General features: G+C 39.0%; 21 protein-coding genes, 3 tRNA genes and 2 rRNA genes (1 of these 26 cut by a window edge). 6 read left to right on the top strand and 20 right to left on the bottom strand.

Features of this window, described 5'->3' with window-relative positions:
* The 15 genes from ADF75_RS04445 to ychF all read right to left on the bottom strand — a co-directional run.
* Nucleotides 1-1477, bottom strand: a 23S ribosomal RNA gene (locus ADF75_RS04445); it reaches 1422 nt to the left of the window's first position.
* 129 nt (nucleotides 1478-1606) lie between these two features.
* Nucleotides 1607-1679, bottom strand: a tRNA-Ala gene (locus ADF75_RS04440).
* 53 nt (nucleotides 1680-1732) lie between these two features.
* Nucleotides 1733-3281, bottom strand: a 16S ribosomal RNA gene (locus ADF75_RS04435).
* The 16S and 23S rRNA genes sit together here with 1 tRNA gene alongside, the layout of an rRNA operon.
* A gap of 243 nt (nucleotides 3282-3524) precedes the next feature.
* Complete coding sequence (locus ADF75_RS04430; protein WP_048789295.1) at nucleotides 3525-4007, bottom strand: hypothetical protein; 483 nt, start codon at nucleotides 4005-4007, stop codon at nucleotides 3525-3527.
* Nucleotides 4008-4179: 172 nt separating this feature from the next.
* Nucleotides 4180-4251: transfer RNA gene (locus ADF75_RS04425), tRNA-Glu, on the bottom strand.
* Between the two features lie 386 nt (nucleotides 4252-4637).
* A complete protein-coding gene (gene ftsH / locus ADF75_RS04420) occupies nucleotides 4638-6611 on the bottom strand; it encodes an ATP-dependent zinc metalloprotease FtsH (protein WP_048789294.1) in 1974 nt (657 codons plus the stop codon).
* Between the two features lie 10 nt (nucleotides 6612-6621).
* Nucleotides 6622-7164, bottom strand: coding sequence for a hypoxanthine phosphoribosyltransferase (hpt, locus tag ADF75_RS04415; RefSeq protein ID WP_048789293.1), 543 nt, complete (start codon nucleotides 7162-7164; stop codon nucleotides 6622-6624).
* Nucleotides 7165-7169: 5 nt separating this feature from the next.
* Nucleotides 7170-8444 (bottom strand): tRNA lysidine(34) synthetase TilS, encoded by a 1275-nt coding sequence (gene tilS / locus ADF75_RS04410; RefSeq protein ID WP_048789292.1) that lies wholly within the window; start codon nucleotides 8442-8444, stop codon nucleotides 7170-7172.
* Nucleotides 8444-9727, bottom strand: coding sequence for a serine hydrolase (locus tag ADF75_RS04405; RefSeq protein ID WP_048789291.1), 1284 nt, complete (start codon nucleotides 9725-9727; stop codon nucleotides 8444-8446). The genes tilS and ADF75_RS04405 overlap by 1 nt, the downstream gene beginning before the upstream one ends.
* Complete coding sequence (locus tag ADF75_RS10870) at nucleotides 9720-9848, bottom strand: SP_0009 family protein (protein ID WP_260469288.1); 129 nt, start codon at nucleotides 9846-9848, stop codon at nucleotides 9720-9722. Before ADF75_RS10870 ends, ADF75_RS04405 begins: the two co-directional genes overlap by 8 nt.
* On the bottom strand, nucleotides 9848-10216 hold the full coding sequence (locus ADF75_RS04400) for a septum formation initiator family protein (protein ID WP_023024832.1): 369 nt from the start codon (nucleotides 10214-10216) through the stop codon (nucleotides 9848-9850). The genes ADF75_RS10870 and ADF75_RS04400 overlap by 1 nt, the downstream gene beginning before the upstream one ends.
* Nucleotides 10209-10475, bottom strand: coding sequence for an RNA-binding S4 domain-containing protein (locus ADF75_RS04395; protein ID WP_023024830.1), 267 nt, complete (start codon nucleotides 10473-10475; stop codon nucleotides 10209-10211). Before ADF75_RS04395 ends, ADF75_RS04400 begins: the two co-directional genes overlap by 8 nt.
* Nucleotides 10476-10538: 63 nt before the next feature.
* On the bottom strand, nucleotides 10539-14051 hold the full coding sequence (gene mfd, locus ADF75_RS04390) for a transcription-repair coupling factor (protein ID WP_048789290.1): 3513 nt from the start codon (nucleotides 14049-14051) through the stop codon (nucleotides 10539-10541).
* The gene (gene pth, locus ADF75_RS04385) at nucleotides 14044-14613 is read right to left on the bottom strand and encodes an aminoacyl-tRNA hydrolase (RefSeq protein ID WP_048789289.1); all 570 of its coding nucleotides are present in this window, start codon (nucleotides 14611-14613) and stop codon (nucleotides 14044-14046) included. Before pth ends, mfd begins: the two co-directional genes overlap by 8 nt.
* Before the next feature lie 70 nt (nucleotides 14614-14683).
* Nucleotides 14684-15799, bottom strand: a complete 1116-nt coding sequence (gene ychF / locus ADF75_RS04380) for a redox-regulated ATPase YchF (protein ID WP_048690434.1) — start codon at nucleotides 15797-15799, stop codon at nucleotides 14684-14686.
* A 158-nt stretch (nucleotides 15800-15957) separates the two neighbouring features.
* Between ychF and ADF75_RS04375 the strand changes: the two genes are divergently transcribed.
* Entirely contained in the window at nucleotides 15958-16452 is a 495-nt protein-coding gene (locus tag ADF75_RS04375; protein WP_048789288.1) for a DUF1307 domain-containing protein, read from the top strand.
* A gap of 35 nt (nucleotides 16453-16487) precedes the next feature.
* Here the strand turns inward: ADF75_RS04375 and ADF75_RS04370 are convergent, their stop codons facing one another.
* The 5 genes from ADF75_RS04370 to ADF75_RS04350 form a co-directional block, all read right to left on the bottom strand.
* The gene (locus tag ADF75_RS04370; protein ID WP_048789287.1) at nucleotides 16488-16679 is read right to left on the bottom strand and encodes a DUF951 domain-containing protein; all 192 of its coding nucleotides are present in this window, start codon (nucleotides 16677-16679) and stop codon (nucleotides 16488-16490) included.
* Between the two features lie 63 nt (nucleotides 16680-16742).
* Nucleotides 16743-17879, bottom strand: coding sequence for a DNA polymerase III subunit beta (gene dnaN, locus ADF75_RS04365; protein ID WP_048789286.1), 1137 nt, complete (start codon nucleotides 17877-17879; stop codon nucleotides 16743-16745).
* 160 nt (nucleotides 17880-18039) lie between these two features.
* Nucleotides 18040-19380, bottom strand: coding sequence for a chromosomal replication initiator protein DnaA (dnaA, locus tag ADF75_RS04360; protein WP_376739471.1), 1341 nt, complete (start codon nucleotides 19378-19380; stop codon nucleotides 18040-18042).
* Between the two features lie 279 nt (nucleotides 19381-19659).
* Entirely contained in the window at nucleotides 19660-20421 is a 762-nt protein-coding gene (locus ADF75_RS04355; protein ID WP_048789285.1) for a ParB/RepB/Spo0J family partition protein, read from the bottom strand.
* Between the two features lie 65 nt (nucleotides 20422-20486).
* Nucleotides 20487-21665 (bottom strand): S1C family serine protease, encoded by a 1179-nt coding sequence (locus ADF75_RS04350; protein WP_048789284.1) that lies wholly within the window; start codon nucleotides 21663-21665, stop codon nucleotides 20487-20489.
* Between the two features lie 201 nt (nucleotides 21666-21866).
* Here ADF75_RS04350 and rlmH point away from each other — a divergent pair, with 201 nt between their 5' ends.
* From rlmH to ADF75_RS04330, 5 genes are all read left to right on the top strand, one after another.
* The gene (gene rlmH, locus ADF75_RS04345; protein WP_048789283.1) at nucleotides 21867-22346 is read left to right on the top strand and encodes a 23S rRNA (pseudouridine(1915)-N(3))-methyltransferase RlmH; all 480 of its coding nucleotides are present in this window, start codon (nucleotides 21867-21869) and stop codon (nucleotides 22344-22346) included.
* Nucleotides 22347-22390: 44 nt separating this feature from the next.
* Nucleotides 22391-22464: transfer RNA gene (locus ADF75_RS04340), tRNA-Arg, on the top strand.
* Between the two features lie 241 nt (nucleotides 22465-22705).
* On the top strand, nucleotides 22706-22837 hold the full coding sequence (locus tag ADF75_RS10195; RefSeq protein WP_082162654.1) for a bacteriocin: 132 nt from the start codon (nucleotides 22706-22708) through the stop codon (nucleotides 22835-22837).
* Nucleotides 22837-24162, top strand: a complete 1326-nt coding sequence (locus ADF75_RS10800) for a sensor histidine kinase (RefSeq protein WP_239665201.1) — start codon at nucleotides 22837-22839, stop codon at nucleotides 24160-24162. The genes ADF75_RS10195 and ADF75_RS10800 overlap by 1 nt, the downstream gene beginning before the upstream one ends.
* Nucleotides 24163-24915, top strand: a complete 753-nt coding sequence (locus tag ADF75_RS04330) for a response regulator transcription factor (RefSeq protein ID WP_048789282.1) — start codon at nucleotides 24163-24165, stop codon at nucleotides 24913-24915. It begins immediately after the preceding gene.
* The last annotated feature ends 85 nt before the right edge of the window (nucleotides 24916-25000 follow it).

The raw sequence follows: 25000 nt of genomic DNA, 5'->3' as shown, positions 1-25000 counted from the left end.
GCACGCTTTAGTTAGCCTACTGCGTCCCTCCATCACTACATACTCTAGTACAGGAATATCAACCTGTTGTCCATCGGATACACCTTTCGGTCTCTCCTTAGGTCCCGACTAACCCAGGGCGGACGAGCCTTCCCCTGGAAACCTTAGTCTTACGGTGGACAGGATTCTCACCTGTCTTTCGCTACTCATACCGGCATTCTCACTTCTATGCGTTCCAGCACTCCTCACGGTATACCTTCTTCACACATAGAACGCTCTCCTACCATACCATTAAAGGTATCCACAGCTTCGGTAAATTGTTTTAGCCCCGGTACATTTTCGGCGCAGGGTCACTCGACTAGTGAGCTATTACGCACTCTTTGAATGAATAGCTGCTTCTAAGCTAACATCCTAGTTGTCTGTGCAACCCCACATCCTTTTCCACTTAACAATTATTTTGGGACCTTAGCTGGTGGTCTGGGCTGTTTCCCTTTCGACTACGGATCTTAGCACTCGCAGTCTGACTGCCGACCATAATTCATTGGCATTCGGAGTTTATCTGAGATTGGTAATCCGGGATGGACCCCTCACCCAAACAGTGCTCTACCTCCAAGAATCTTAATGTCGACGCTAGCCCTAAAGCTATTTCGGAGAGAACCAGCTATCTCCAAGTTCGTTTGGAATTTCTCCGCTACCCACAAGTCATCCAAGCACTTTTCAACGTGCCCTGGTTCGGTCCTCCAGTGCGTTTTACCGCACCTTCAACCTGCTCATGGGTAGGTCACATGGTTTCGGGTCTACGACATAATACTAAGACGCCCTATTCAGACTCGGTTTCCCTACGGCTCCGTCTCTTCAACTTAACCTCGCATCATATCGTAACTCGCCGGTTCATTCTACAAAAGGCACGCTCTCACCCATTAACGGGCTCGAACTTGTTGTAGGCACACGGTTTCAGGTTCTATTTCACTCCCCTCCCGGGGTGCTTTTCACCTTTCCCTCACGGTACTGGTTCACTATCGGTCACTAGGGAGTATTTAGGGTTGGGAGATGGTCCTCCCAGATTCCGACGAGATTCCACGTGTCTCGCCGTACTCAGGATACTGCTAGGTATAAAGACTATTTTAAATACGAGGCTATTACTCTCTTTGGCCTACCTTCCCAGGTAGTTCTTCTATAATCTTTAAGTCCACATTGCAGTCCTACAACCCCGAAGAGTAAACTCTTCGGTTTGCCCTCCTGCCGTTTCGCTCGCCGCTACTAAGGCAATCGCTTTTGCTTTCTCTTCCTGCAGCTACTTAGATGTTTCAGTTCACTGCGTCTTCCTCCTCATATCCTTAACAGATATGGGTAACAGGTATCACCTGCTGGGTTCCCCCATTCGGACATCCCCGGATCTAAGCTTACTTACAGCTCCCCGAGGCATTTCGTCGTTTGTCACGTCCTTCTTCGGCTCCTAGTGCCAAGGCATCCACCGTGCGCCCTTATTAACTTAACCTTATTAACCTAATTTCTTAAAAAATTAGAAAACTCATTAAATATTCACAGCGTTTTCGGTTTATTTTCTTGTTACTATTTGATATAGATATTCAATTTTCAATGTTCATCCTTGGTGATCTCTCACCAATGGAGCCTAGCGGGATCGAACCGCTGACCTCCTGCGTGCAAAGCAGGCGCTCTCCCAGCTGAGCTAAGGCCCCACAAGACCTCTCAAAACTAAACAAGACGAACGTGCAGGTTTCCTTATCCTTAGAAAGGAGGTGATCCAGCCGCACCTTCCGATACGGCTACCTTGTTACGACTTCACCCCAATCATCTATCCCACCTTAGGCGGCTGGCTCCTAAAAGGTTACCTCACCGACTTCGGGTGTTACAAACTCTCGTGGTGTGACGGGCGGTGTGTACAAGGCCCGGGAACGTATTCACCGCGGCGTGCTGATCCGCGATTACTAGCGATTCCGACTTCATGTAGGCGAGTTGCAGCCTACAATCCGAACTGAGACTGGCTTTAAGAGATTAGCTTGCCGTCACCGACTTGCGACTCGTTGTACCAGCCATTGTAGCACGTGTGTAGCCCAGGTCATAAGGGGCATGATGATTTGACGTCATCCCCACCTTCCTCCGGTTTATTACCGGCAGTCTCGCTAGAGTGCCCAACTGAATGATGGCAACTAACAATAGGGGTTGCGCTCGTTGCGGGACTTAACCCAACATCTCACGACACGAGCTGACGACAACCATGCACCACCTGTCACCTCTGTCCCGAAGGAAAGCTCTATCTCTAGAGCGGTCAGAGGGATGTCAAGACCTGGTAAGGTTCTTCGCGTTGCTTCGAATTAAACCACATGCTCCACCGCTTGTGCGGGCCCCCGTCAATTCCTTTGAGTTTCAACCTTGCGGTCGTACTCCCCAGGCGGAGTGCTTAATGCGTTAGCTGCGGCACTGAGTCCCGGAAAGGACCCAACACCTAGCACTCATCGTTTACGGCGTGGACTACCAGGGTATCTAATCCTGTTTGCTCCCCACGCTTTCGAGCCTCAGCGTCAGTTACAAGCCAGAGAGCCGCTTTCGCCACCGGTGTTCCTCCATATATCTACGCATTTCACCGCTACACATGGAATTCCACTCTCCCCTCTTGCACTCAAGTTAAACAGTTTCCAAAGCGTACTATGGTTAAGCCACAGCCTTTAACTTCAGACTTATCTAACCGCCTGCGCTCGCTTTACGCCCAATAAATCCGGATAACGCTCGGGACCTACGTATTACCGCGGCTGCTGGCACGTAGTTAGCCGTCCCTTTCTGGTAAGATACCGTCACAGTGTGAACTTTCCACTCTCACACTCGTTCTTCTCTTACAACAGAGCTTTACGATCCGAAAACCTTCTTCACTCACGCGGCGTTGCTCGGTCAGACTTCCGTCCATTGCCGAAGATTCCCTACTGCTGCCTCCCGTAGGAGTCTGGGCCGTGTCTCAGTCCCAGTGTGGCCGATCACCCTCTCAGGTCGGCTATGTATCGTCGCCTTGGTGAGCCGTTACCTCACCAACTAGCTAATACAACGCAGGTCCATCTGGTAGTGATGCAATTGCACCTTTCAAGCAGATATCATGCAACATCTACTGTTATGCGGTATTAGCTATCGTTTCCAATAGTTATCCCCCGCTACCAGGCAGGTTACCTACGCGTTACTCACCCGTTCGCAACTCATCCGGAAAGAGCAAGCTCCTTCCTTCAGCGTTCTACTTGCATGTATTAGGCACGCCGCCAGCGTTCATCCTGAGCCAGGATCAAACTCTCATTAAAATAATTGTTTGTCTTAAACTCATTCTGTCACTGACAGATTTATTGTTTTTTTCATTGTTCAGTACTATAACCTTAGTTATAGTGCCCTGCACATTGGTTCGTCTTGTTCAGTTTTCAAAGGTCTTTGTCGCTCTCGCGCGACAACTATATTAGTATATCACGACCACTTCGCCTTGTCAATATCTTTTTTCTATTTTTTAATTTTTATTTTTTTATGAAAAAGGATGCTTTTTACATCCTTTTTCATAAATGTTGATCCTTGAAGTCTTTCAAGTATTCTTTTAGCCTTCTCCGCATCTTTGCTCTTCCTGAAAAACGTTGATTCATCAGAAGTTTATCATAATCTTCTTTTTCTTTATCGGTTAGATTTTTTCGGAATTCTTTCAGGGCTCCTCTTAATAGGACTAGTTCATCCAAAAAGAGTTCTTTTGATCGAAGTCGATGACTAATTTCACCAATCTCTGTATAAGGTACCTTGTTTAATTTCCTTTTGTCGCTCTCTTGTTTTCTAACCTTATCCTTTATGTGATTGCGAAACTTTGTTTTGAAGTAGGTTAATAGAATTTCTTCATTTTCTTCTACCTCCGGATTACTTATTTGTAACTCATACAGCACTAGTCTTCCCTCTTGTTCCCAATCTGCGTGATCCCAAAGATGAATATAAAATTCCTTTTCACATTTCCATACTATCCATTTTACTTTTTCATATGATTTTTTAAAGTTCATTGGACCTCCTTTCTAACTAGTCTTCATTTTAAAGGAGGTTTTGATTTATTTGTGCTTATTTTCTATTTGGGATCTTTTCTTATTCTAATTGGTCATTATTTTGATAAGAATGTCAGAATAATGGTTTTATCAAACAAAAAAAGTTGCTACGAATGTAACAACTTTTTTGCGATAGTCCGTACGGGATTCGAACCCGTGTTACCGCCGTGAAAAGGCGGTGTCTTAACCCCTTGACCAACGGACCATTTTTACAACGTAATCTATTATATCAGTTCATTTTCATCTGTCAACACTTTTTTGAAAAAAAAGAGCCGAAATTTCGGCTCCCTTGAATGTAGACAAACTATTGTTTTACATAAAAAAGCAAGATGCTTTTCAAAAAATTACTTTTATTTTTAGTCATTTAGGAAGATTAGAAACTTTTCCGCCGTGAGAAAAGTGCCTGAAACGTAATAGTTTCAGGCACTCGGAATTATTGAGACCTTAGGCTCAATAATTAGTCATGGAACTTCTTAGAAGTTCGCTGACGTCCGATCTCACCTAAGGAAAGTTTTTAGAAGACTTTATCTTCAATCTGAGGAGCCGAAATTTTCGGCTCCTTCTAAAAGCTTTAGAAGACTATAGAGTTTATTACTTATTTTCTTCCATTTTAGATTTAATTTCTTCATAAGATAATGGTTTAGATTCTTTTTCTAATTCTAAATCAGTATCTTCTGGCATTTTACCTGTTTCATACAACGACTTAATTTGAACACTGTCCAAGGTTTCGTATTTCAACAAGGCTTCTGCAATCAATTTGTGGGTCTCACGATTGCTCTGGATGATTTCAGCCGCTTTATTGCGAGCTTCATTCAAAAGACTTCTTACTTCTTCATCAATTTCATATGCTGTTTGCTCTGAAATGAATTTTTGAGTCGTTTGAGCTCCAAACATAGCATGGTTGCCTTCGTATTGAACTGGACCAAGTTTTTCACTCATTCCATATTCCGTTACCATAGCACGCGCCATTTGGGTCGCTTGTTCAAAGTCATTGGAAGCTCCTGTGGTTTGGACGTTGAAGATAATTTCTTCTGCAACACGTCCTCCCATCAATCCAGCCAATTGTTCTTTCATATCTTCTTTAGAAAGAAGCATTTGGTCTTCTTTTGGAAGAGCAATCATATAACCACCAGCACGTCCACGTGGAACGATGGTCACCTTGTGAACAACACGAGCATTAGATAAGACTAAACCAACAATGGTATGCCCTGCCTCATGGTAAGCAACCAATTCGCGTTCTTTTTGAGAAACTGTTCTGTCTTTCTTAGATGGACCAGCAATCACACGGTCTTCTGCTTCATCAATATCAGATGCATCAATAACCTTCTTATTGCGACGGGCCGCTACCAGAGCTGCTTCGTTTAAGACATTTTCAAGATCCGCTCCAACAAATCCCGGTGTTTGTTGGGCAACTAGTTTCAAGTCGACATCTTTTGCTAATGGTTTGTTTTTAGCATGGACACGCAAGATAGCTTCGCGTCCTTTTACATCAGGACGACCAACTAAAACCTTCCGGTCAAAACGCCCAGGACGAAGGAGGGCTGGGTCCAAAACATCTGAACGGTTAGTGGCTGCAATCACGATGATGCCTTCGTTTCCTTCAAAACCATCCATCTCAATCAAGAGCTGGTTGAGGGTTTGTTCCCGTTCATCATTTCCCCCACCAAGGCCAACTCCCCGTTGACGTCCAACAGCATCGATCTCATCGATAAAGATAATGGCTGGTGCTGCTTTTTTGGCATCTTCAAATAGAGAACGAACCCGGCTTGCACCGACACCGACAAACATTTCTACGAAGTCAGACCCTGAAATACTAAAGAATGGTACGCCAGCTTCTCCTGCAACTGCTTTAGCAAGTAATGTTTTACCAGTTCCCGGAGGGCCTTCAAGAAGAACACCTGCTGGGATACGGGCACCCAATTTTGTAAAGCGTTTTGGATCTTTTAAGAATTCAACCACTTCAACGAGTTCTTGTTTTTCTTCTTCAGCCCCTGCTACATCTGAAAAACGAACCTTGATATCTTCTTTATTGGTAGCACGCGCTTTGTTACGGCCGAAATTCATAGCACCGCGGGCGCCACCGCCACCCCCTTGATTCATCATAGAGAAGAAGAAGAACATGACAATCACAAAGGGAACGATTGAAGTCAGAATGGTAATCCACATTCCACTTGAGCTTTCCCGTTTAATAGTGATGTCAGCCTTATGTTCGGATGCTAAGTTTTGTAATTCTTGAACAGTCAAATCAGACGGTAAAATCACACTCGTGAAGCGAGTCACCTTACTTGGACTTGGAGTGAAAAATTGAACCCCTGTATCATCCTTGCTGGTTTTTGCTTTGTTATAAGTACCGGAAATTTCAATGACACTACCGTTTGGCTGGTAGTTAATTTCCTTGACGTTGTCTGATTTAAGCTCTTTTACCAATTCTGTATAATTGATCTGCTGACTTTGTCCGATACTATTTCCAGCAAAGAAATACTGAAAACCTGTAACAGCAGCTACAATAATCAATAAGTACAGAAAAGGATTTCGGACAAAACCATTGTTTTTGTTATTTTTCATCTAGTTTCCTCTATTTTGAATACACTTCTTCTTTCAATACTCCGATATAAGGAAGGTTTCGATAGTTTTCATCGTAGTCTAAACCATAGCCCACAACAAACTCGTTTGGAATGGTAAAGCAAGTGTAATCTGCTTCAATCTCAACCAAGCGTCCTTCAGGTTTATCTAACAAGGTAGCAATTTTAACAGATGCTGGTTGACGTCCTTCAAACAATTCTTTCAAACTCTTAAGAGTTTTACCAGTATCAATGATATCTTCAACAAAGAGAATATCTCGGTCTTTAATGTCTTGGTCTATATCTTTGATGATATTAATCACGCCTGAGCTTGATGTTCCACCATGATAACTAGACACTAGCATAAAATCCAACTCAATATGCGTATCAATATGTTTGATCAATTCCGCCATAAATGGGACTGACCCTTTTAAAATCCCTACTAAAATCGGATTTTTCCCTTGGTAATCTTCTGTCAGTTTTTTACCAAGTTCACGTGCTGCAGTCACGATTTCATCGTGGGAAATGAGTATCTTTTTGATATCTTGTTCTAACATCTTTTTTACCTATCTATTTTCTGGATATAAATTGTATCCTTCATTATACCATTTTTTAATTCCTTACTCAAATCACTGATCGCAATTTCAGGAATAGCCAGTATTTGTTTATCTTGTTCTAAAACCACCAGATTGTTTCGTTGATCTAAAGGGATTTTTTGGTTAATCAATAATCTGCTAACTTTTCTATGGTGACCGTTTATCAGAATACGATCTCCCCTTTTACGAGGTCGAAGAGAAACTGGATGGTTGTTTGGAAGTGGGATAGCCTCCATATATGAATCGCTTGGTTCCACTCCAAATAAAAAGCGATAAGCACCTACTGTCTTTATGGTTCCAAATTGTAACAAATCTTCTGACATTCGGTCATCCATCCTACGACTGATTTTCCGAATTTCAAAATAGTGATAATCTTTATAAAGTTCATAACCATTCTTTAGAACTTGTTGCGTATTGGACTTAGTCACTACTATTCTGTGTAATTGTTCAAATTGTGCCCGACTCAATTGCAAATCTGGAAAACTAGCTAGATACTCTTCCAGCAAATAAATCTGAACAGCTGGTGATTGCTTTTGAAACTGTGTCACATCTTGTGGATTCAAATCTTTGGTCAACTCTTTTAAAGCCTGGTGCCAATGACTGAGATCCTCTCCTAAGTTGACCAAAGCACTCGTCACTTGGGGGTTTTCTTTTTCTAAGAGTGGGAGAAAACGATGACGGATACGGTTACGGAAATAGTCCAAGGACCGGTTGCTCTTATCCTCGAAATGAAAAATTTCTGGAAAATCCTTTTTTTTGAAATGTAAGAGGGGACGGATCAACACACCCTGTCCAAATGGTTGTTTTAAAGGAATGCCTCTTAAATGTCGCGGACGACTTCCACGAATCAGACGCATCAAAATCGTTTCTGCCTGATCATCCATATGATGAGCAGTGACGAGAGCACTACAAGCTTCTTCTTTCATAACTTTTTTAAAGAAATCATAGCGGAATTGTCTAGCTCGGCTTTCAGAAAAAGGACCAGAGAAATGGGCAACCTTCAGCGGTAGATGTTTTGCTTCAGCTATTGCTTGAATTCCTCTTTCTTCTTGGTCAGCTTCAATGCGTTGGTGATGATTGACATGAGCAAGAACGAGGTCAATTCCTAATTGGTGCCGATAATGGTAGAGGCAATCCAGTAAGGTCATGGAGTCCACCCCTCCTGATAAAGCCAAAAGGACTTTTTGATGAGATTCAAAAAGCCCCTCCTTTTGACAGAACTGAAGAAATTTTTCTTTCATTACTGTAAGACCTCATAAATATCTTTGGCAATTGCTGAGATAGTCTCGTAATCAGAGTGATCCGTAAAAATAGCTAAAATAAATGGTGAATCTGTATAAACAATGGCGACATCATGACGGAAATCATATGCATCTCCAATCTTGTGAGCAACCTTGACTGGGATATCTTTTGAAATTCGTTGATCATCAAAGCGAGTCTCTGACAGAGCATCAATGATTCCACCATTTTGTTGGTAGATAGCTTCCATGACATTTCCCGCCATTTTTGGAGATGCCATTCTAGTTTCTACATTCCACGTTTTTCCTGCAATCTTATTGGTCACCTTTTGAAATTTTTTGTCTGATTGGTGCGTTACATAATAGCCTAAAATGTTTTGCGCAACATTATCGGATTCTTTGGCCACCCGGTTAATCAAATCAGCAACGGTATAATCCTTATCATCCGGTATTTTTGAAATACTTCCACTGCCTTCCGGTTCATAAGCTCCGGGATAGTCATTGACTTCTTTTGTATATTTTAAGGAAGTCTGCAAATCTACATGGCTCTCGTTTACCTCTTTTTGAGTATAGTACAAATACAAGAGCTTGGCTATACTAGCAGAATACATTTCCTGGTCTTCATGTATCCCAGCAGTCTTTCCAGTATCCACCTGCTTCACGTAAACTGCAATTCCGTCTTTATTGTATTTCTGATTGAGAATCTCTTGGACTTTTTCCATCCGATTATCTTGAGCAGAAAGTTCATCTTTTGCAATCCACCCCTGGCCAGGAATTTCTAGGTAGGTCCCTTTTAAAGTTTTGGCAGTCTTGGTGATTTCAACCTTACTATAAGGAGTCAGACTTGTTTTTTTGCTTTTTGCGCCATTTACCAAGGGTTGATCATAAACTGTAAAAGAGGACGTCAGCCACATGGTCTTTTTTTCTTCTGTTAATTCCAAAACCGAATCTTCGTAAATTTGATCTTGATCAGCTACTACATACTGTTTATTCGATAATTTAAAAACAGATTTCCCTTGATCATTCACAAATAATTGATCAACAGTAAAGGGAGTATCAGGCTTGATTTCCCCAATTTTTTGACTCAATTCTGGATCCGAATAGGTCACGATTGGCTGATAAACATTCGGGTTAGATGGGATGGAGACAAAGAAATGATCCTGAGTCCCTATTTGACTAGCGTAAGAAGAATCAGCAGTCAATGGAACTTGGACTTGGGATGGATTAGATAAGGGTTGGGTGACTAAGAAAGTAGGAAAAATCATCCAATAAACTAACTTATTCATCCTTGCTCCTTTCCTGAGTTTCTTCTTGCAATTTTAAGGCTTGATTTTTTTTAGCTAACTCTTCTAATTTTGTATCAGAATATTCTAGAAATTGTTGAACAGTTTTTACAATATTTTCCATTATTTCGGTAATAAATTAGGTATCGTATAAATATATTCGCCATCTTTAGAGAAGGAATATTTTGCGCGTGCATATTTTGCAGCATATTCATCATCCTTCAATTTCTCTACGATATCCTTTTGATATTCTTTTTCCTCAAGGGTTTGCTGATATTGTTCTTGCAATTGAACGTATTGTTGTTTGCGTTTTTGAAGCGTCTGGTAACTCTGAGCCAGATTATAAGTTGGGAGAATAAACAATAAAATAATTAAAATGAGAACCCAACCCATAAAACGGTTCTGTTTTTTTCGCTCCTCATTCTGGTATTTCTGACGCTGATGTTCGTCTTGAATATACCGATTATTCATTTGTACAATATTTTTAGGCATCTTCTTCTATCCTTGTTTCACGAATGATTTCATACATTTTAGACGCATCTTCTTTTTTAGTACTATCTAACATTTCCAACACTTTTACTGTCAATAGCTTATTTCCAAAGCGAACTTCGACTTCATCATTCACCTTCAAGTCGGTTGAACTTTTTGCTAGGACCCCATTGACTTTGATTCGCCCCTTATCGGCTACTTCTTTAGCTACAGGGCGTCTTTTGATAATGCGGGAAACTTTTAAATATTTATCTAATCTCATCGTATCACCTCTAATGTATTATTGTACCATTTTTTTAGAAAGAGCCTAGTAAAATCTTTCTTCCTAGTCTTGATTTTCCAATTTTTCCTGCTTGATGGCCAGTAATTTCTCCCCAAATTGTCGCAAGCCTTCTAAAATTTCGAAGTCTTTTTTATTTCGCACATCAAAGATTAATTCAATCAATCCTTGGCTTTCTGCAATACGAGCTTTTAAATTAGTTACTGATAAGGCAGCAAAATAATCTTGAGTCAAGAAAAGTTGCTTGGTAATTGGCTCAAATTTCACCGTTAGTTGATTATCTTTTCGATCAACCACTTTAACAAAGACCTGATCCAGATAAGATTTGATAAACCCTATTTCTAGGAGATAGGCTACCACATCAGGATATTCTCCGAAACGATCAATCAATTCATCTTGCAGCAGTTCATAATCTTCTTGGACTTGAATTTCTCGAATACGTTTGTAAATTTCAATTTTTTGACGTTCATCGGAGATATAATCACTTGGAATGTAGGCATCAATTTGGAGATTGAGCTCCGCATTTCCTTTTTGGCGTTTTTTCTCTTTTCCTTGTTTCTTCTCAATAGCAGCTTCGAGTAACTGTGAATACATTTCAAATCCGACGGAATCGATAAAACCAGATTGAGAAGCCCCTAAAATATTCCCGGCACCTCGAATAGACAAATCTCGCATAGCAATCTTAAAACCAGATCCCAATTCAGTGAATCCTTTAATAGCTTCAAGACGCTTTTCAGAAACTTCTGTCAAGGTTTTGTCCGGCCGATACATCAAATAAGCATAGGCAATGCGATTGCTTCGTCCGACCCGGCCTCGCAATTGGTAAAGGGTAGACAAGCCCATATGGTCGGCATTTTCAATAAAGAGGGTATTGGCATTGGGAATATCCACTCCTGTTTCAATAATGGTGGTTGTGACTAAAATATCATACTCACCTTCAATGAAGTCCATCAAGGTGTTTTCCAACCGTACTTCACTCATCTGTCCATGAACAAACCCAATAGAGGCTTCCGGTACCAATTCTTGTAACTCTGAAACCTTTTGCTCAATGGTATCTACCTTGTTGTAGAGATAATAAACCTGACCTCCCCGATCCATCTCCCGACGAATAGCATCTCGGATAATGGTTGGATTGGTTTCTAAGACATAGGTTTGAACAGGATAACGATTGGTCGGCGGGGTTTCAATAACAGACAAATCCCGAATCCCCAACATAGACATATGAAGGGTCCGAGGAATGGGCGTTGCCGTTAAGGTTAAGACATCGACCTTTTTCTTTAACTCCTTGAGGGTTTCCTTGTGTTTTACACCGAACCGTTGCTCCTCATCAATCACGATGAGGCCAAGATCCGCAAATTCCACATCTTTAGATAAGAGACGGTGGGTTCCAATCAAAATATCGACTTGGCCTTTTTTAAGTTTTTCCAAAGTTTCTTTTTGCTCAGCACGACTCCGGAAACGACTCAAGACATCAACTTCTACTGGAAAGGCCTCGAAGCGTTCTTTGAAATTGGCATAATGCTGTTGAGCTAGGACCGTTGTCGGAACTAAGACAGCCACTTGTTTATGGTCTTTGATAGCTTTAAAGGCCGCTCGCATAGCAACTTCTGTCTTCCCAAAGCCCACGTCTCCGACCAAGAGGCGATCCATAGGGCTTGAAGATTCCATATCCTTCTTGATTTCTTGGATAGAGCGAATCTGATCATCTGTTTCAACATAGGGAAAAGCCTGATCAAAAGCTTCTTGGTTCTCATCGTCTGGAGTAAAGGCAAAGCCTTTCAATTGGCTTCGCTCTGCATAAAGTTGAATCAGATCATCTGCAATATCCTCTACTTCCTGACGGACCTTTTGTTTGGCCTTTTGGAAGCGACCATCATTGAGTTTGTTGATTTTAGGAGGTTTGCCATCACTCGCAACATACTTGGACAGCATCTGGATTTGATCCACAGGGATGGAAATCCGATCTCCATTTTGATATTGGATGGAGACATAGTCTCGGTGGACACCAGAAATTTCGATGGTTTCTAGTCCCAAATACTGACCAATTCCATGAACCTGGTGAACAACGTAGTCTCCCTTTTCCAACTCATTGTAGTTTTTTAACCGCTCCGCGTTAGAAATAGTTTGCCGACGGATCTTTCGTTTAACCTTTTTCTGGAAGATTTCTGTCTCTGTAATCAAGACAATCTTCTCATCCACAAAGTGGAAGCCACGCGCCAACCCACCGATGATCAACTGGCTCTGCCCTGGATGAAGCTGATCAGGTGCAAGATAATCCAGGTCAATCCCATAATCTCTCAAGTGCTCTTGTAACTGGTGGAGTCCTTGTTTACTCGTCACCTGAAGAATGACTGTGTAGTCTTGTTTACGGAAACGGTCAATTTCATCTTTTAAAAGAGAGAACTGACTGAAGAATTCCTGCATGGGGTATTGGTTAAAAGAATAGAGGGCATCAAATCGCAGATTTCCCAAGCCTTTTTGAAAATTTGAAAAATAAGAAGCTGGTTTATAAGTGCGTAAGAGTGCGCTATTGTCCGCAAAATACTGGGCTTCAGCGAAAGAGCGACTCTTTTGTAGGTCCTCTGTCAAAAGGTTAGCAACTTCTACATCAAACCGCGCCTCCTGATCCATGATTTTATGGTAATCATCCAAAAAAAGAGGAGCATGTTTGGGGAGGTAATCAAAGAGAGTATAGGTTTGCTGATAAAAAAGAGAGAGAAATTTTCGACTATCTGCATGGAGACGCTGGTGATGCGCTTCTGTGAGTATCTCAGTCAAATAGGATTTGAACTCTGGATGAGGACTTTTTTGAATCAGATTTTCTAGATTCTTCTGTCCTCTTAGAAAATCATCTTTAGTTAGTAACATATCACTAACTGGATGAACTATTACCGCATCTAGATTTTCTAGTGAACGTTGAGTCTCTGGAGAAAAGGTCCGAATGCCATCAATCTCATCTCCAAAAAATTCCAGGCGATAAGGGAAATCTTGACTGGCTTCAAAAAGATCTACAATATCCCCTCGAAGACTAAACTCTCCCTGTTGGCTTACCTGTGAAACCTTTTGATAGCCCATAGCCAGTAGGGTATCTTTCAATTCTGTCAGATTTCTTTCTTCTCCAACAGAGAAAGACTGAATCATAGAGCTGACAGTCTTTGGATTAGGTAAGAGCAAACGACTACCACTTACATTGGCAATGACGATTCCTTCTTTTTCTGGAGCTAAAAGAAAGTCCAGAGCTTCCAGACGAGAAAAGATCCGTTCCTGGGAAGCAAAGACAAACTCTGCCAAAGGATTGTCATCTCCGAGGAAAAGATAGACCTTTTCTTCGCCTAATAAACCCAATAAATCACTGGCGAGCCGTTCTGCTTCATTTTGGGAAGAGGTCAAGACCAAGACCTTGTGTCCGTCTTCGACAGCTGTCGCCATGGTAATAGCTTTTGTAGACGAAGACAGTCCTAGTAGAAGAGAGCGACTTCTTTTTTGTTGGTCTTGTTGCCATTTTCTGATATTTTTATTTTGTTGAAATAGATCAACCAGTGTCTTATATTTATCCATTGTATTGTTGCATTTTTTTTTCAAACTGCCCTTCTTTTAAATAAACACGAAGGGCTTCTTCTGACTTGTCGATAGCAAGGAGGATGGTAGCATAATCATCCTGATCGAATTTCCCTAAGACATGGTGGACTACTGACATGCCATGCTTGGGTCTTCCGATTCCAATCTTGATGCGATTAAAGGTCTGAGTTCCAATATGGTTGATAATTGATTTGATTCCGTTGTGGCCTCCAGCTGATCCTTTGGCACGAAGACGAATCTTGCCGACTTCCATATCCAAGTCGTCATAAATAACGACCAAATCTTCCACCTCTAAACCATAATAGGTCAAAAGCGCGTGTACGGCCTTGCCACTCTCATTCATAAAAGTGGTTGGCTTGACTAAAAGTACCTTTTCTCCATCTATAAAGGTGGAGGTCACATCTGCTTGAAAAATCTTATCATGTAAAAAAGTGAGGTTGAGAGACTTCGCCAGCTGATCCACTAACATAAAGCCAACATTGTGTTTGGTTTCCACATATTTATCTCCCGGATTTCCCAATCCGACGATTAATTTTGTCATTTACTTTCCCTTTCAAAAGCCAAAAGGGCTGGAATTTTTTTCCAACCTTTTGGTTATTTACTTATTTTCTTTATACATTGAAGCGGAATTCCATGATGTCGCCATCTTGAACGACATATTCTTTTCCTTCTTCTCGCAAGCGTCCTGCTTCTTTTACAGCCTTTTCAGATCCATATTTGACCAAATCATCATAAGACATGGTTACAGCACGGATAAATCCTTTTTCAAAGTCTGAGTGGATAATTCCAGCTGCTTGAGGAGCTTTCATACCACGTTTGAAAGTCCAAGCGCGAACTTCTTTTTCACCAGCTGTGAAGTAAGTTCCAAGTCCAAGTAAATGGTAAGCTGCACGCGTCAACTTATCCACACCTGATTCTGTCAAACCAATGGCTTCAAGAAACTCTTTTTTATCTTCATCGTCTAATTCAGAAATTTCTTCTTCAGCACGCGCAGAAATCACTACTACTTCTGCATTTTCTGTTTCTGCGAATTCACGAATTTGCTTCACATAATCGATCGAATCTGGGTCTCCAACGACATCCTCATCCACATTCGCTACATACAGAACTGGTTTAGTGGTCAAGAGGAAGAGACCTTTGACAACTTTTTGTTCTTCGTCTGTGAATTCAATGGTACGAGCTGACTTCCCATCCTCAAGAACAGGTTTAATCTTTTGAAGAACGTTAAATTCTGCAACGGAATCCTTGTCTTTTTGCGTACGAGCCATCTTTTCCACACGCGCATAGCGTTTATTCACAGATTCTAAGTCAGCCAAAATCAACTCTAGGTTAATAGTATCAATGTCTGCTAGTGGATCAACAAAAGCATCTTCACGACCTTGCTCCCGCATGACATTTTCATCATCAAAAGCACGTACCACATGGACAATGGCATCCACTTCACGAATGTTGGCCAAGAATTTATTACCAAGTCCTTCCCCTTTAGAAGCACCTTTTACAATCCCTGCTATATCTGTAAATTCAAAGGTTGTCGGAACTGTCTTCTTAGGAGTGATCATTTCCGTTAATTTTTGGAGGCGTTCATCTGGAACTTCTACCATTCCAACGTTTGGATCAATGGTCGCAAAGGGATAGTTTGCAGCCTCTGCTCCTGCTTTGGTAATTGCGTTGAATAGGGTTGATTTACCAACGTTTGGCAAACCAACGATACCTGCTGTTAAAGCCATTTATCTTCTTCTCCGTTCACATTTCAATCCCTTTTATTATAACATAATTCAAAGCACAAGATAATGAAAAAATACTCTCTCTTAAAACTAAAAGTCACCTATCCAATCCTGTAAGAATATGGTATAATCAAACCAACAATAATAAAGGAGTTTTCGTCATGAAAAAACTATCAATTAAATCGATCCTTCTGCCTCTTTTAGCAGTCTTTACCCTATTTCTTCTGGGAGCTTGTGGACAAAGTACAAAAAAAGGGTACCTTCAATTAATTAACCAAGATAAGAAAACTGATATTCGTTTGATTGTTGAATATCAGGGGGATAAAATTCTAAGTACAGATTCTACAAGTGTTATTTACTACGAAGGAGCAGGATTGCCAAAAGAACAATTAAAAAAAGTTATTGATGAATACGATAAAAAATTCAAAGATGTCAAAGGATTCTCACACTCTGCAGAATACAAAGATGACTATGTTGTTGAGAAAACAAAGATCGATTATACCAAGGCAGATTTAAAAGAATTACAAGAAAATCAGTTAATTGCTACACAAGAAAATCAAAATGTTGATTACATTGGCTACAAGACAACACTTAAAACATTTAAATCTAATGGCTTCAAAGAAGTAAAAGATGGAAAATTTGAAGAATTAAAATAATACAAAAGGTTCAGTCACATAGATGACTGAACCTTTTACAATACTTTTTTCATTTTTCGATCAAAATCATGACGGCTCATCATGACTATATGATCACAATTGCTACAACGAATTTTAATATCTGCCCCTACTCGCCGAATTTCCCAACGATTGGCTTTTTTCCCTGTTGCTTTAATAATACAAGCATGGGGTTTTTTCATTTCTACAAAATCACCGACCTGATACATGGATTTTCCTTTCATCAACATAGAAGACGAAAAGCTAGCCTGTTCAATGCTAGCTTTTGACCCTTAATTGGTCCGAACTGGTGTAATTAATTGAATGAAGCGTTCAGACTCCTCTGCTGGTACCAAAGTAAAGGGACGAACTGCAGAGATGAAGCGAATGACGACTTTTTCACTTTCAATGGCTTTCAAAGCGTCAATCAAATAAGTTGGGTTAAAGCTGATGTTTAAATCATCTCCCGAAACTGCTTCTGTATCAATTTCTTCATTCACGCGCCCTACTTCAGGAGAATTTACGTGGGCAGAAACGACCCCACTAGTGATTTCTAATTTAACAGTACCGTTTTGAGTAGCATTAGACAACAGGCGGGCCCGTTCCATGGCTTGGCGAAGATGAGCAACTTTAAAGGTTACTTCCGAACTAAACTCTGTTGGAATCAAGCGATCCGTATCTGGATAGTTTCCTTCCAACAGGCGTGTATAGAAACTGATATTGTCACTTCTAAATAAAATCTGGTTATTGGCAAAGAAGACTTCAACCTGTTCAATCTCATCTGAAAAGACAGACGTTAATTCGCGTAAAGAACGGCTTGGAATCACAACATCAAAGTTATCCCCATTTTTTTCAAGGGTAATATTTTTTTGACTCATTCGATGAGAATCCGTTGCCACCGTTTTTAATTCCTTGTGATCAGAAAGAACAAAATGAACTCCTGTCAAAATCGGACGACTTTCTTGGGTACTTGCTGCAAAAGCTGTCTCAGAAATGATTTTCTTCAAAGTTTGAATTGGGAGCGTTAGAGGGTTGCTGGCTGAAATTTCTTGAATGCGAGGATATTGTTCTGCATCTTTTCCTTTAAGGGTAATTTCTGATTTTCCACTAACTAATACAATTTGTTTTTGTTCGATTTCTTTCACATCTAAAACGACATCTGGTAGACTGGACACAACATTGATAAAGAAAGTTGCTTCTAAAAGAATAGCACCTGGTGTCGTTACAAGAAGGCCTGCATTTTCATCTTTAACAGAAATAAAGTACTCGATTGAAATTTGTCCATTTGATCCAATGAGAGTAATCCCTTCAGAAGTGACATCAATCTTAATAGTGGATAAGATAGGAATGGCATTTTTTGAACTAATGGCTCTTTTTGTCGTATTTAAAGCTTGCAGGAAATAAGCCTTGTTAATAGAAAAATTGATCATGAGATCTCCTTTTATTATTTTAGTATTAGTAAGTTAATAGTAATAGTAGAGTGTGTGGAACATGTGGAAAACTCTTCTAAAGCCAGACAGGAATTGAAAAGTGCCTTGTTCACAACATGTGGAAAAAGAAGCAAGTTTTTCTAGGATTGTCCACATGGGATTACTTTAATTTTTTCTTGATGGTTTGAATCTCAAGTCTGAGATTGTCATCAATTTCGATCATCCCTTTGATTTTTTCATAAGCATGCATGACCGTTGTGTGGTCTTTTCCTCCAAATTCACGACCGATACGAGGAAGACTATTGTCGGTCATCTCGCGGGCGAGGTACATAGCTACTTGTCGAGCTAGGACAATATTTTGAACTCGTCGAGAGCCTTTCATTTCATTGACACTGACATTGTAAAATTTTCCAACTTCCGTTTGAATCTTTTCAATAGGAATCACCGTAATTTGTAAGGCTTCATTCTTACGAGCTCGAATGGCTTCAGCTGCGACATCTATTGTAATATCTTTGATTTTTTTAACTCTTGCTACAAGAGAGATATCATTCAACGCACCCTCTAAGTCTCGGACGTTAGAATCAAATTGACCTGCTAGGTATTCGAGTGTATCATCCGGGAAAGTAAAGTCCAGGTCTTCGATTTTATTTCTCAAAATAGCGATTCGAGTTTCAAAATCTGGCGGTGTAATATTTTGCGTCAAGCCCCACTTAAAGCGCGTGACTAAACGTTCTTCTAAGCTATCTAAATGATCAGGACTACGATCGCTAGTTAGGACAATCTGCTTATTATCCCCATAAAGAGCATTAAAGGTATTAAAGAACTCTTCTTGAGTTGTAACCTTTTTTCCTCCAAGCGATTGAATATCATCAATTAAGAGCAGATCCAAGTTTCGATAGGTTTTTTTAAAGGTATCCATATCATTGAGGCGAAGACGCTCTAAAAATTCATTGATAAAGGATTCTGCTGGGATGTATTTTACTCGAGCATTTGGGTAGTTTTCCATAATCTGATTCCCAATTGCGTTGAGCAAATGCGTTTTACCTAAACCAGGTCCTCCATAGATAAATAAAGGATTATAAGTGGTAGCTAGGTTTTCAGAAACTGCTAAAGCGGCAGCCAAAGCCCATTGATTTCCATCTCCACTTACAAAATTATCAAAGGTGTATTTCTTTCTTAATCCTGTTTGGATAGGAGGCAAATCTACTATTGGAGCATGGCTCACTGCATAGTCTCTGGTTGTTTCTGAAAGGGGAATAAACTCCTTTTCTTCTTCCTCTTCTTCAAGATTGAATTGATAGGAAATGGTTAATTCTACTGCATAAATTTCAAATCCAGCAGTCAGAATCACCTTTGTCATATTCTCTTCCCAGAATAATTTCTTTACTTCTGCATCTAAATAAATAACGGCTTCTTGTTGATCGACTTTGATGAGTCTTGAAGTAAGGACAAAATAGTCAAAGATTTCTTTTTTAAATGTCTTTTTACTTAATTCAATCACACGATTCCAGAATGTTTCTTCTCTTGACACTTATCGCCCTCCTATTCATTTTTACTTGCTATGTTTTTCTTATTTTATCATAAAAGGAGGGAGTTTTCCACAACTTGTTCTAAGGGAATAAAAAAGAGTTTTTTCCACAATATGTGAATAGTTATCCCCAATGTGTGTAGAAGTTTTCCACAAGTTGGGGATAAGAGAGGAAAAAATAGGAATATCAAGTAAGGAGGAGTTTTAAAGAAGTGGATAAATCTGTTAATTGTGTTATAAAAAATAACAGCCTCATTTGAGACTGTTAATAATTCGTTGGTATTCATCAAGGTTGTTAAATGAAATATGAATACTACCTTTTTCTTGTTTTGTCAGACGGATTTCTACTTCGGTCCCTAGAATCTTTTTTAATCTGTTTTCTTCCTGTGCTAAAAAGAGTTCTTTCTCTTTTTTACTAGGTGTTTTCTTTTTTTGACAAACCTTTTCTTCCAAACTACGAACGCTTAGCCCTTCTTTCAGAGTTCGTTCCAACCAATAGATTTGTAGATCTTCTTTTAAAGGAACTAAAATGCGGGCATGTCCTTGTGAAATTTGATCATTTTTGATGGCTTCTTTGACAGCTGGTGAGAGATGAAGTAAACGGACCATGTTGCTGATGTAAGGACGAGATTTTCCCATAAATTGTGCAATTTCTTCATGGGTAGCTCCTTTATCAATAAGATGTTGGTAGGATTCGGCCTCTTCAATTGGATTCAAATCTTCTCTTTGTAAATTTTCGATAATGGCTTGTTTGATCATGTCATCATCTGATAAGTCTCTTATAATCGCAGGGATTTCTTTGAAACCAGCCATTTGAGCTGCTCGGTAGCGTCTTTCTCCAGCAAGTAGTTCATAACCAACAATAGGAGATTTTCGAACAATAATGGGCTGGATTAATCCATTTTCTTTGATTGAAGCTGCGAGTTCTTCTAATTTCTCTTGTACAAAGGTTTGACGAGGTTGAAAAGGATTGGTTCGTATTTGCTTTACGTCAATAATATCAATTTTTTCCATGATGTATATAGCATAACACACCTTTACAATTTCGTAAAGGTGTGTTGACACTGTTGTAAATTTACTTAATTTCCAAGATTTTCTGTAGATTTTGTCAGCTCAATGGTCGCTGTTTTTTGCTTACCATCTCTATAGAAAATGACTTTAATTTTATCACCAATTTGATGAGAATAGAGGGCAGATTGTAAATCTGCAGTTGATTCAATGGTTGTGTCATCGATTTTTGTAATGATATCTAATCGACGCAAATATTTGGATGCCGGCATATCATTTTCAACTGAGCGGACAAGAACCCCACCTTTGAGTTTGCTTGGAATGTCTAATTGGCTAAGATCAGAAGAGGATAGGTTAGCCAGGTCCATCATGGTAATTCCAAGAGCTGGACGAATGACTTTACCATCTTTTTCTAAATGTTCAATAATATTTTGTACATCATTTACAGGAATTGCAAACCCCATTCCTTCAACCGCAGTTTGGCCATTTGAAGAGATTTTACTTGAGGTGATTCCGATGACTTGTCCCTGAATATTGATAAGAGGACCGCCAGAATTCCCTGGGTTGATTGCAGCATCCGTTTGCAACGCTTTTGTAGATACATTTTGGCCGTCTTCTGATTTGAGCTTCACAGTACGTCCGAGACTAGAGACAATCCCTTGGGTAACGGAATTGGCAAATTTTGTTCCTAAAGGACTACCAATAGCGATTGCGGTCTCTCCAACAGTCAACTTAGATGAATCCCCAAATTCAGCCACGGTCGTAACATTATCTGAACTGATTTTAACAACCGCAATATCTGAGAAAGTATCAGAACCAACAACTTCTCCAGAAACTTTATTTCCATCTGCAAAGAGAATATCGGCTTTTGTTGCTCCCATTAATACGTGGGCATTGGTTACTACATAAGCGTCTTTACCATCTTTTTTATAGATAACACCTGAACCTTCACTAGCTACTTCTGGATCAGAATCTGTTTCTCCATTGATGAAACCTTTTTCAGAGGTTTCAGCGTAGGTAATAACAGAAACAACAGCATTTTTAACCTTATCAACGGCTTCACTAGTTGATGTTGTATTCTTATAAGCACGATTGACTTTGGTAGATTTTATTTCTTGACTAGAATTTGTAGAATTCCCCTTGGTAAACTGGAAAGAGGTTAAGGTTCCTAAGATTCCTCCAGTAAAACCAATGATAAGAACAAGTAAAAGTTGCAAAGCTTTTTTTAGAAAATTTGATGATTGTTTCATAGTTTTCTCCTATTGTTCCAATTATGGAAAAGTATAGACCTAGTTTCTTAATTATAACTTAAAATGGAATTTTTTTCCACAAGTTGTGGAAAACTGTGTATAAGTGTGAAAAACGTGAGTATAGAGCCATTTTTTGAAAGATAGATGCTGGTCTATTTGTTGAAGACTTGTGTATAAGTTCATTTGTGTTAGAATATGAATATGAAAATTAAGATTGTAACAGTTGGAAAATTAAAAGAAAAGTATTTAAAAGATGGGATTGCCGAATATACTAAACGCTTGAGTCGATTTACGAAGGTAGAAATGGTAGAATTGCTGGATGAGAAAACTCCAGATCGGGCCAGTGATTTAGAAAACCAGCAAATCCTGGAAAAAGAAGGAAATCGCATATTAGCTAAAATTGGAGATCGTGAGTATGTGATTGCCTTAGCGATTGAAGGGCAACAATTTCCATCTGAGAAGTTTAGTCAAGCCTTAGAAGAGGTGACTGTACGAGGGTATTCTGAAATTACCTTCGTGATTGGAGGAAGTCTAGGTTTGTCTTCAGCAGTTAAAAAACGAGCGAATTTACTTATGAGTTTTGGAAAGTTAACCCTTCCCCATCAATTGATGAAGCTTGTTTTAATCGAACAAATCTACCGGGCATTTATGATTCAACAAGGAAGTCCTTACCATAAATGAATCTTGACGCTCCTCCTATTTTCTGATAGAATAAAAAGAAATCTGGTCTCATAGCTCAGCTGGATAGAGCATTCGCCTTCTAAGCGAACGGTCGCAGGTTCGAATCCTGCTGGGATCAAAATAAAAAAACGTGATTTTTATACAAATCACGTTTTTTTTATTACTTAGTTTTTAAAAAACTAGAATTTTTCTAAACATATGGGATAAAAAAATTGCAAAAACTAGATTTTTCGTTCCAAATAGCTGTAAAAATGAACCAAATAGCGGAAATATTAAAAAAGTCTTTGATTTTTTACTAAAATTTATGTATATTAAATTTAATAATTTAATAATCAAATAAATTATAAGGAGATTTTTTTATGAAAAACAATCCATCAACAGTTTCTAAAGAATTTAAGGTTCTTACAGAAAAAGAATTGCAGCAAATCTGTGGAGGGGATAAACATACAAAAATTTTAATTAGAGATTTGTTTAAAAAAGGTAAAAAATAATGTCGATGAATTATGTGTATTTTATTCTCATTGGATTACCCTTGATTTTATCTTATCCATTAATTGATAGACAGTTAAAACATAAGCATTCAAAATTCTATTTAATTTTAATTATTTCTACTTTACTTCATGTGATATCTTTTATTTTAGGATATTTTGACTTAGATTTATTATATGCTTTCTTTATTTTAGCTTATCCTATATTTTTCTACTCATACTATAGATTCTTTTGTAGATATGATCATTATTTTGCCATTTTATATTCTCTGTTTATTTATCTAGCTTTTGAAACAACAGATACTTTTTTATCAGTAATTTTATCGTCTATAACTGGAGACTACATAGCAACTTATTATTCTATATTTTTTGTTACTCTTATTTCAATTTTATCGATTGTTATCATTACGAGAATTATTTCTATTCTCGAAGTGAATCTTCTCTATTTTAAAGAGCGGGTTTTTAAGAAATTTGTCAAACAATTGATCGTTAGTTATCTTATTTTAACCTTAGTATTGAATGCTTCTCATTGGATAAGTGATATTGCTCATTTCAATAGTTTTGGTAGCATGGTAGCAACGATTTGTTTCTTGATATTTATCGGAACCATGGTTCAAATGAAGACGGTTCGAGATCGTTATGAAAAGAAAATGGAGTTGAAGCAAAAGAGGTTCGAACAGCGCCAAATGGAGCAGTATATGAATAAAATTCAAGGCCTCTATTTAGAATTAAAAGGTTTTCGTCATGATTTTGGCAATATTATCACTTCCTTAAATTTAGCGATTGAGGAAGAAAATATTGAGGATATTAAACGAATTCAAAGAGATGTTCTTGAAGAATGCTACGGCCAACTCCAAAAAGAAGAATATACAGGATTTGACCTAGGAAATATTCGAGATTCTGCTTTGAGAAGTATCCTAAGTAGGGGATGGATCTATGCAGAGGAAATGGGTGTTAAACTAACCTTTGAAACAGAAGATATTATTGAAAAGGTTCCAATGAGATTGTTGGATCTCGTACGAACTGTTGGAATTTTAGTCAATAATGCTATTGAAGCTGCTAAAATGAGTCAAGAAAAAGAAGTTCAAATAGCGGTTTTTAATATGCCGAATGGAGTGCATCTGATCATAAAGAACTCTGTTTCTGATGAGCCGATTAATTGGAATAAGCTCTATGAAAAAGGATTTTCAACTAAAGGGGATCGTAGAGGAATGGGCCTTGCGATTGTAAAAGAGCTTATTGGAGAATATGCTGCTATTTTTCTAGAGACAGAATTGATCAATGGAAAATTTACGCAGAGCTTAGTTATTGGAGAGAAAGGAAGATAGATGAATATTGTATTGCTAGAGGACGAAATTTCTCAACAAGTTCGAGTAGAGAAACATGTGAAAGCTATCGCTGAGGAGGAAGGCCTACGATTAAATATTGTTTCCACCAGTAAAATAACTGAACTAAAGGAATATCTAACCAATGGTGATTTTCATCAGCTTTTCTTCCTTGATATTGATATCAAAGGGGATGAAAAAGCTGGTATCAAGGCAGCTCAAATGATTCGTGAGGTCAATCCTTTTGCCATCATTGCCTTTATCACGACGAAATCGGAATTTGCTACTATTACCTATCGTTACAAGGTATCAGCTCTTGAATTTATTGAAAAAACCTTGAATGAAAACTTGTTTAAGGAAAAAATTCGAGAATGCATTCTCTACTTGAAGAGGAATGTGATTGAAAATAAAAATATCATTGATTTCTTTGAGTACAGTTTCAAAAATATGGAAATTCGAGTTCCATACCGAGATATATTGTACATTGAGACAACTGGAGTTTCCCACAAATTGCGACTTGTTGGAAAGAATTTTCAAAAGGAATTTTTAGGGACTATCAAGGATATACTTGAGAAAGATGTAGACAATCATTTCTTCAGTCCTAATCAGTCTTATATAGTCAATCAAAGAATGATTGTCAATTTTGATCGTCGCAAGAGACTCTTGATGTTAGAAGAGGAGACAACTTGCCCTGTTTCTCGTACACAGGTGAAAAGGGTCGAAGAATTATTAAATAAAATACAGAAAAAGGCTTGACAATTTTTGAATCGATGGTATAATGGGATATGTTCTGTTAATGACATGGTCCGTTGGTCAAGGGGTTAAGACACCGCCTTTTCAC

The organism is Streptococcus sp. 1171_SSPC (assembly GCF_001069335.1).
In the GTDB taxonomy this organism is placed as follows: domain Bacteria; phylum Bacillota; class Bacilli; order Lactobacillales; family Streptococcaceae; genus Streptococcus; species Streptococcus xiaochunlingii.
Note: the sequence above shows the minus strand (reverse complement) of the source record. Positions and strands in the feature narration are given on the sequence as shown.

Bases quoted from the DNA above. Each gene is read 5' to 3' on its own strand.
- ADF75_RS04430 (WP_048789295.1), bottom strand. From the start codon at position 4,007: ATGAACTTTAAAAAATCATATGAAAAAGTAAAATGGATAGTATGGAAA.
- ftsH (WP_048789294.1), bottom strand. From the start codon at position 6,611: ATGAAAAATAACAAAAACAATGGTTTTGTCCGAAATCCTTTTCTGTAC.
- hpt (WP_048789293.1), bottom strand. From the start codon at position 7,164: ATGTTAGAACAAGATATCAAAAAGATACTCATTTCCCACGATGAAATC.
- tilS (WP_048789292.1), bottom strand. From the start codon at position 8,444: ATGAAAGAAAAATTTCTTCAGTTCTGTCAAAAGGAGGGGCTTTTTGAA.
- ADF75_RS04405 (WP_048789291.1), bottom strand. From the start codon at position 9,727: ATGAATAAGTTAGTTTATTGGATGATTTTTCCTACTTTCTTAGTCACC.
- ADF75_RS10870 (WP_260469288.1), bottom strand. From the start codon at position 9,848: ATGGAAAATATTGTAAAAACTGTTCAACAATTTCTAGAATATTCTGAT.
- ADF75_RS04400 (WP_023024832.1), bottom strand. From the start codon at position 10,216: ATGCCTAAAAATATTGTACAAATGAATAATCGGTATATTCAAGACGAA.
- ADF75_RS04395 (WP_023024830.1), bottom strand. From the start codon at position 10,475: ATGAGATTAGATAAATATTTAAAAGTTTCCCGCATTATCAAAAGACGC.
- mfd (WP_048789290.1), bottom strand. From the start codon at position 14,051: ATGGATAAATATAAGACACTGGTTGATCTATTTCAACAAAATAAAAAT.
- pth (WP_048789289.1), bottom strand. From the start codon at position 14,613: ATGACAAAATTAATCGTCGGATTGGGAAATCCGGGAGATAAATATGTG.
- ychF (WP_048690434.1), bottom strand. From the start codon at position 15,799: ATGGCTTTAACAGCAGGTATCGTTGGTTTGCCAAACGTTGGTAAATCA.
- ADF75_RS04375 (WP_048789288.1), top strand. From the start codon at position 15,958: ATGAAAAAACTATCAATTAAATCGATCCTTCTGCCTCTTTTAGCAGTC.
- ADF75_RS04370 (WP_048789287.1), bottom strand. From the start codon at position 16,679: ATGTATCAGGTCGGTGATTTTGTAGAAATGAAAAAACCCCATGCTTGT.
- dnaN (WP_048789286.1), bottom strand. From the start codon at position 17,879: ATGATCAATTTTTCTATTAACAAGGCTTATTTCCTGCAAGCTTTAAAT.
- ADF75_RS04355 (WP_048789285.1), bottom strand. From the start codon at position 20,421: ATGGAAAAAATTGATATTATTGACGTAAAGCAAATACGAACCAATCCT.
- ADF75_RS04350 (WP_048789284.1), bottom strand. From the start codon at position 21,665: ATGAAACAATCATCAAATTTTCTAAAAAAAGCTTTGCAACTTTTACTT.
- rlmH (WP_048789283.1), top strand. From the start codon at position 21,867: ATGAAAATTAAGATTGTAACAGTTGGAAAATTAAAAGAAAAGTATTTA.
- ADF75_RS10195 (WP_082162654.1), top strand. From the start codon at position 22,706: ATGAAAAACAATCCATCAACAGTTTCTAAAGAATTTAAGGTTCTTACA.
- ADF75_RS10800 (WP_239665201.1), top strand. From the start codon at position 22,837: ATGTCGATGAATTATGTGTATTTTATTCTCATTGGATTACCCTTGATT.
- ADF75_RS04330 (WP_048789282.1), top strand. From the start codon at position 24,163: ATGAATATTGTATTGCTAGAGGACGAAATTTCTCAACAAGTTCGAGTA.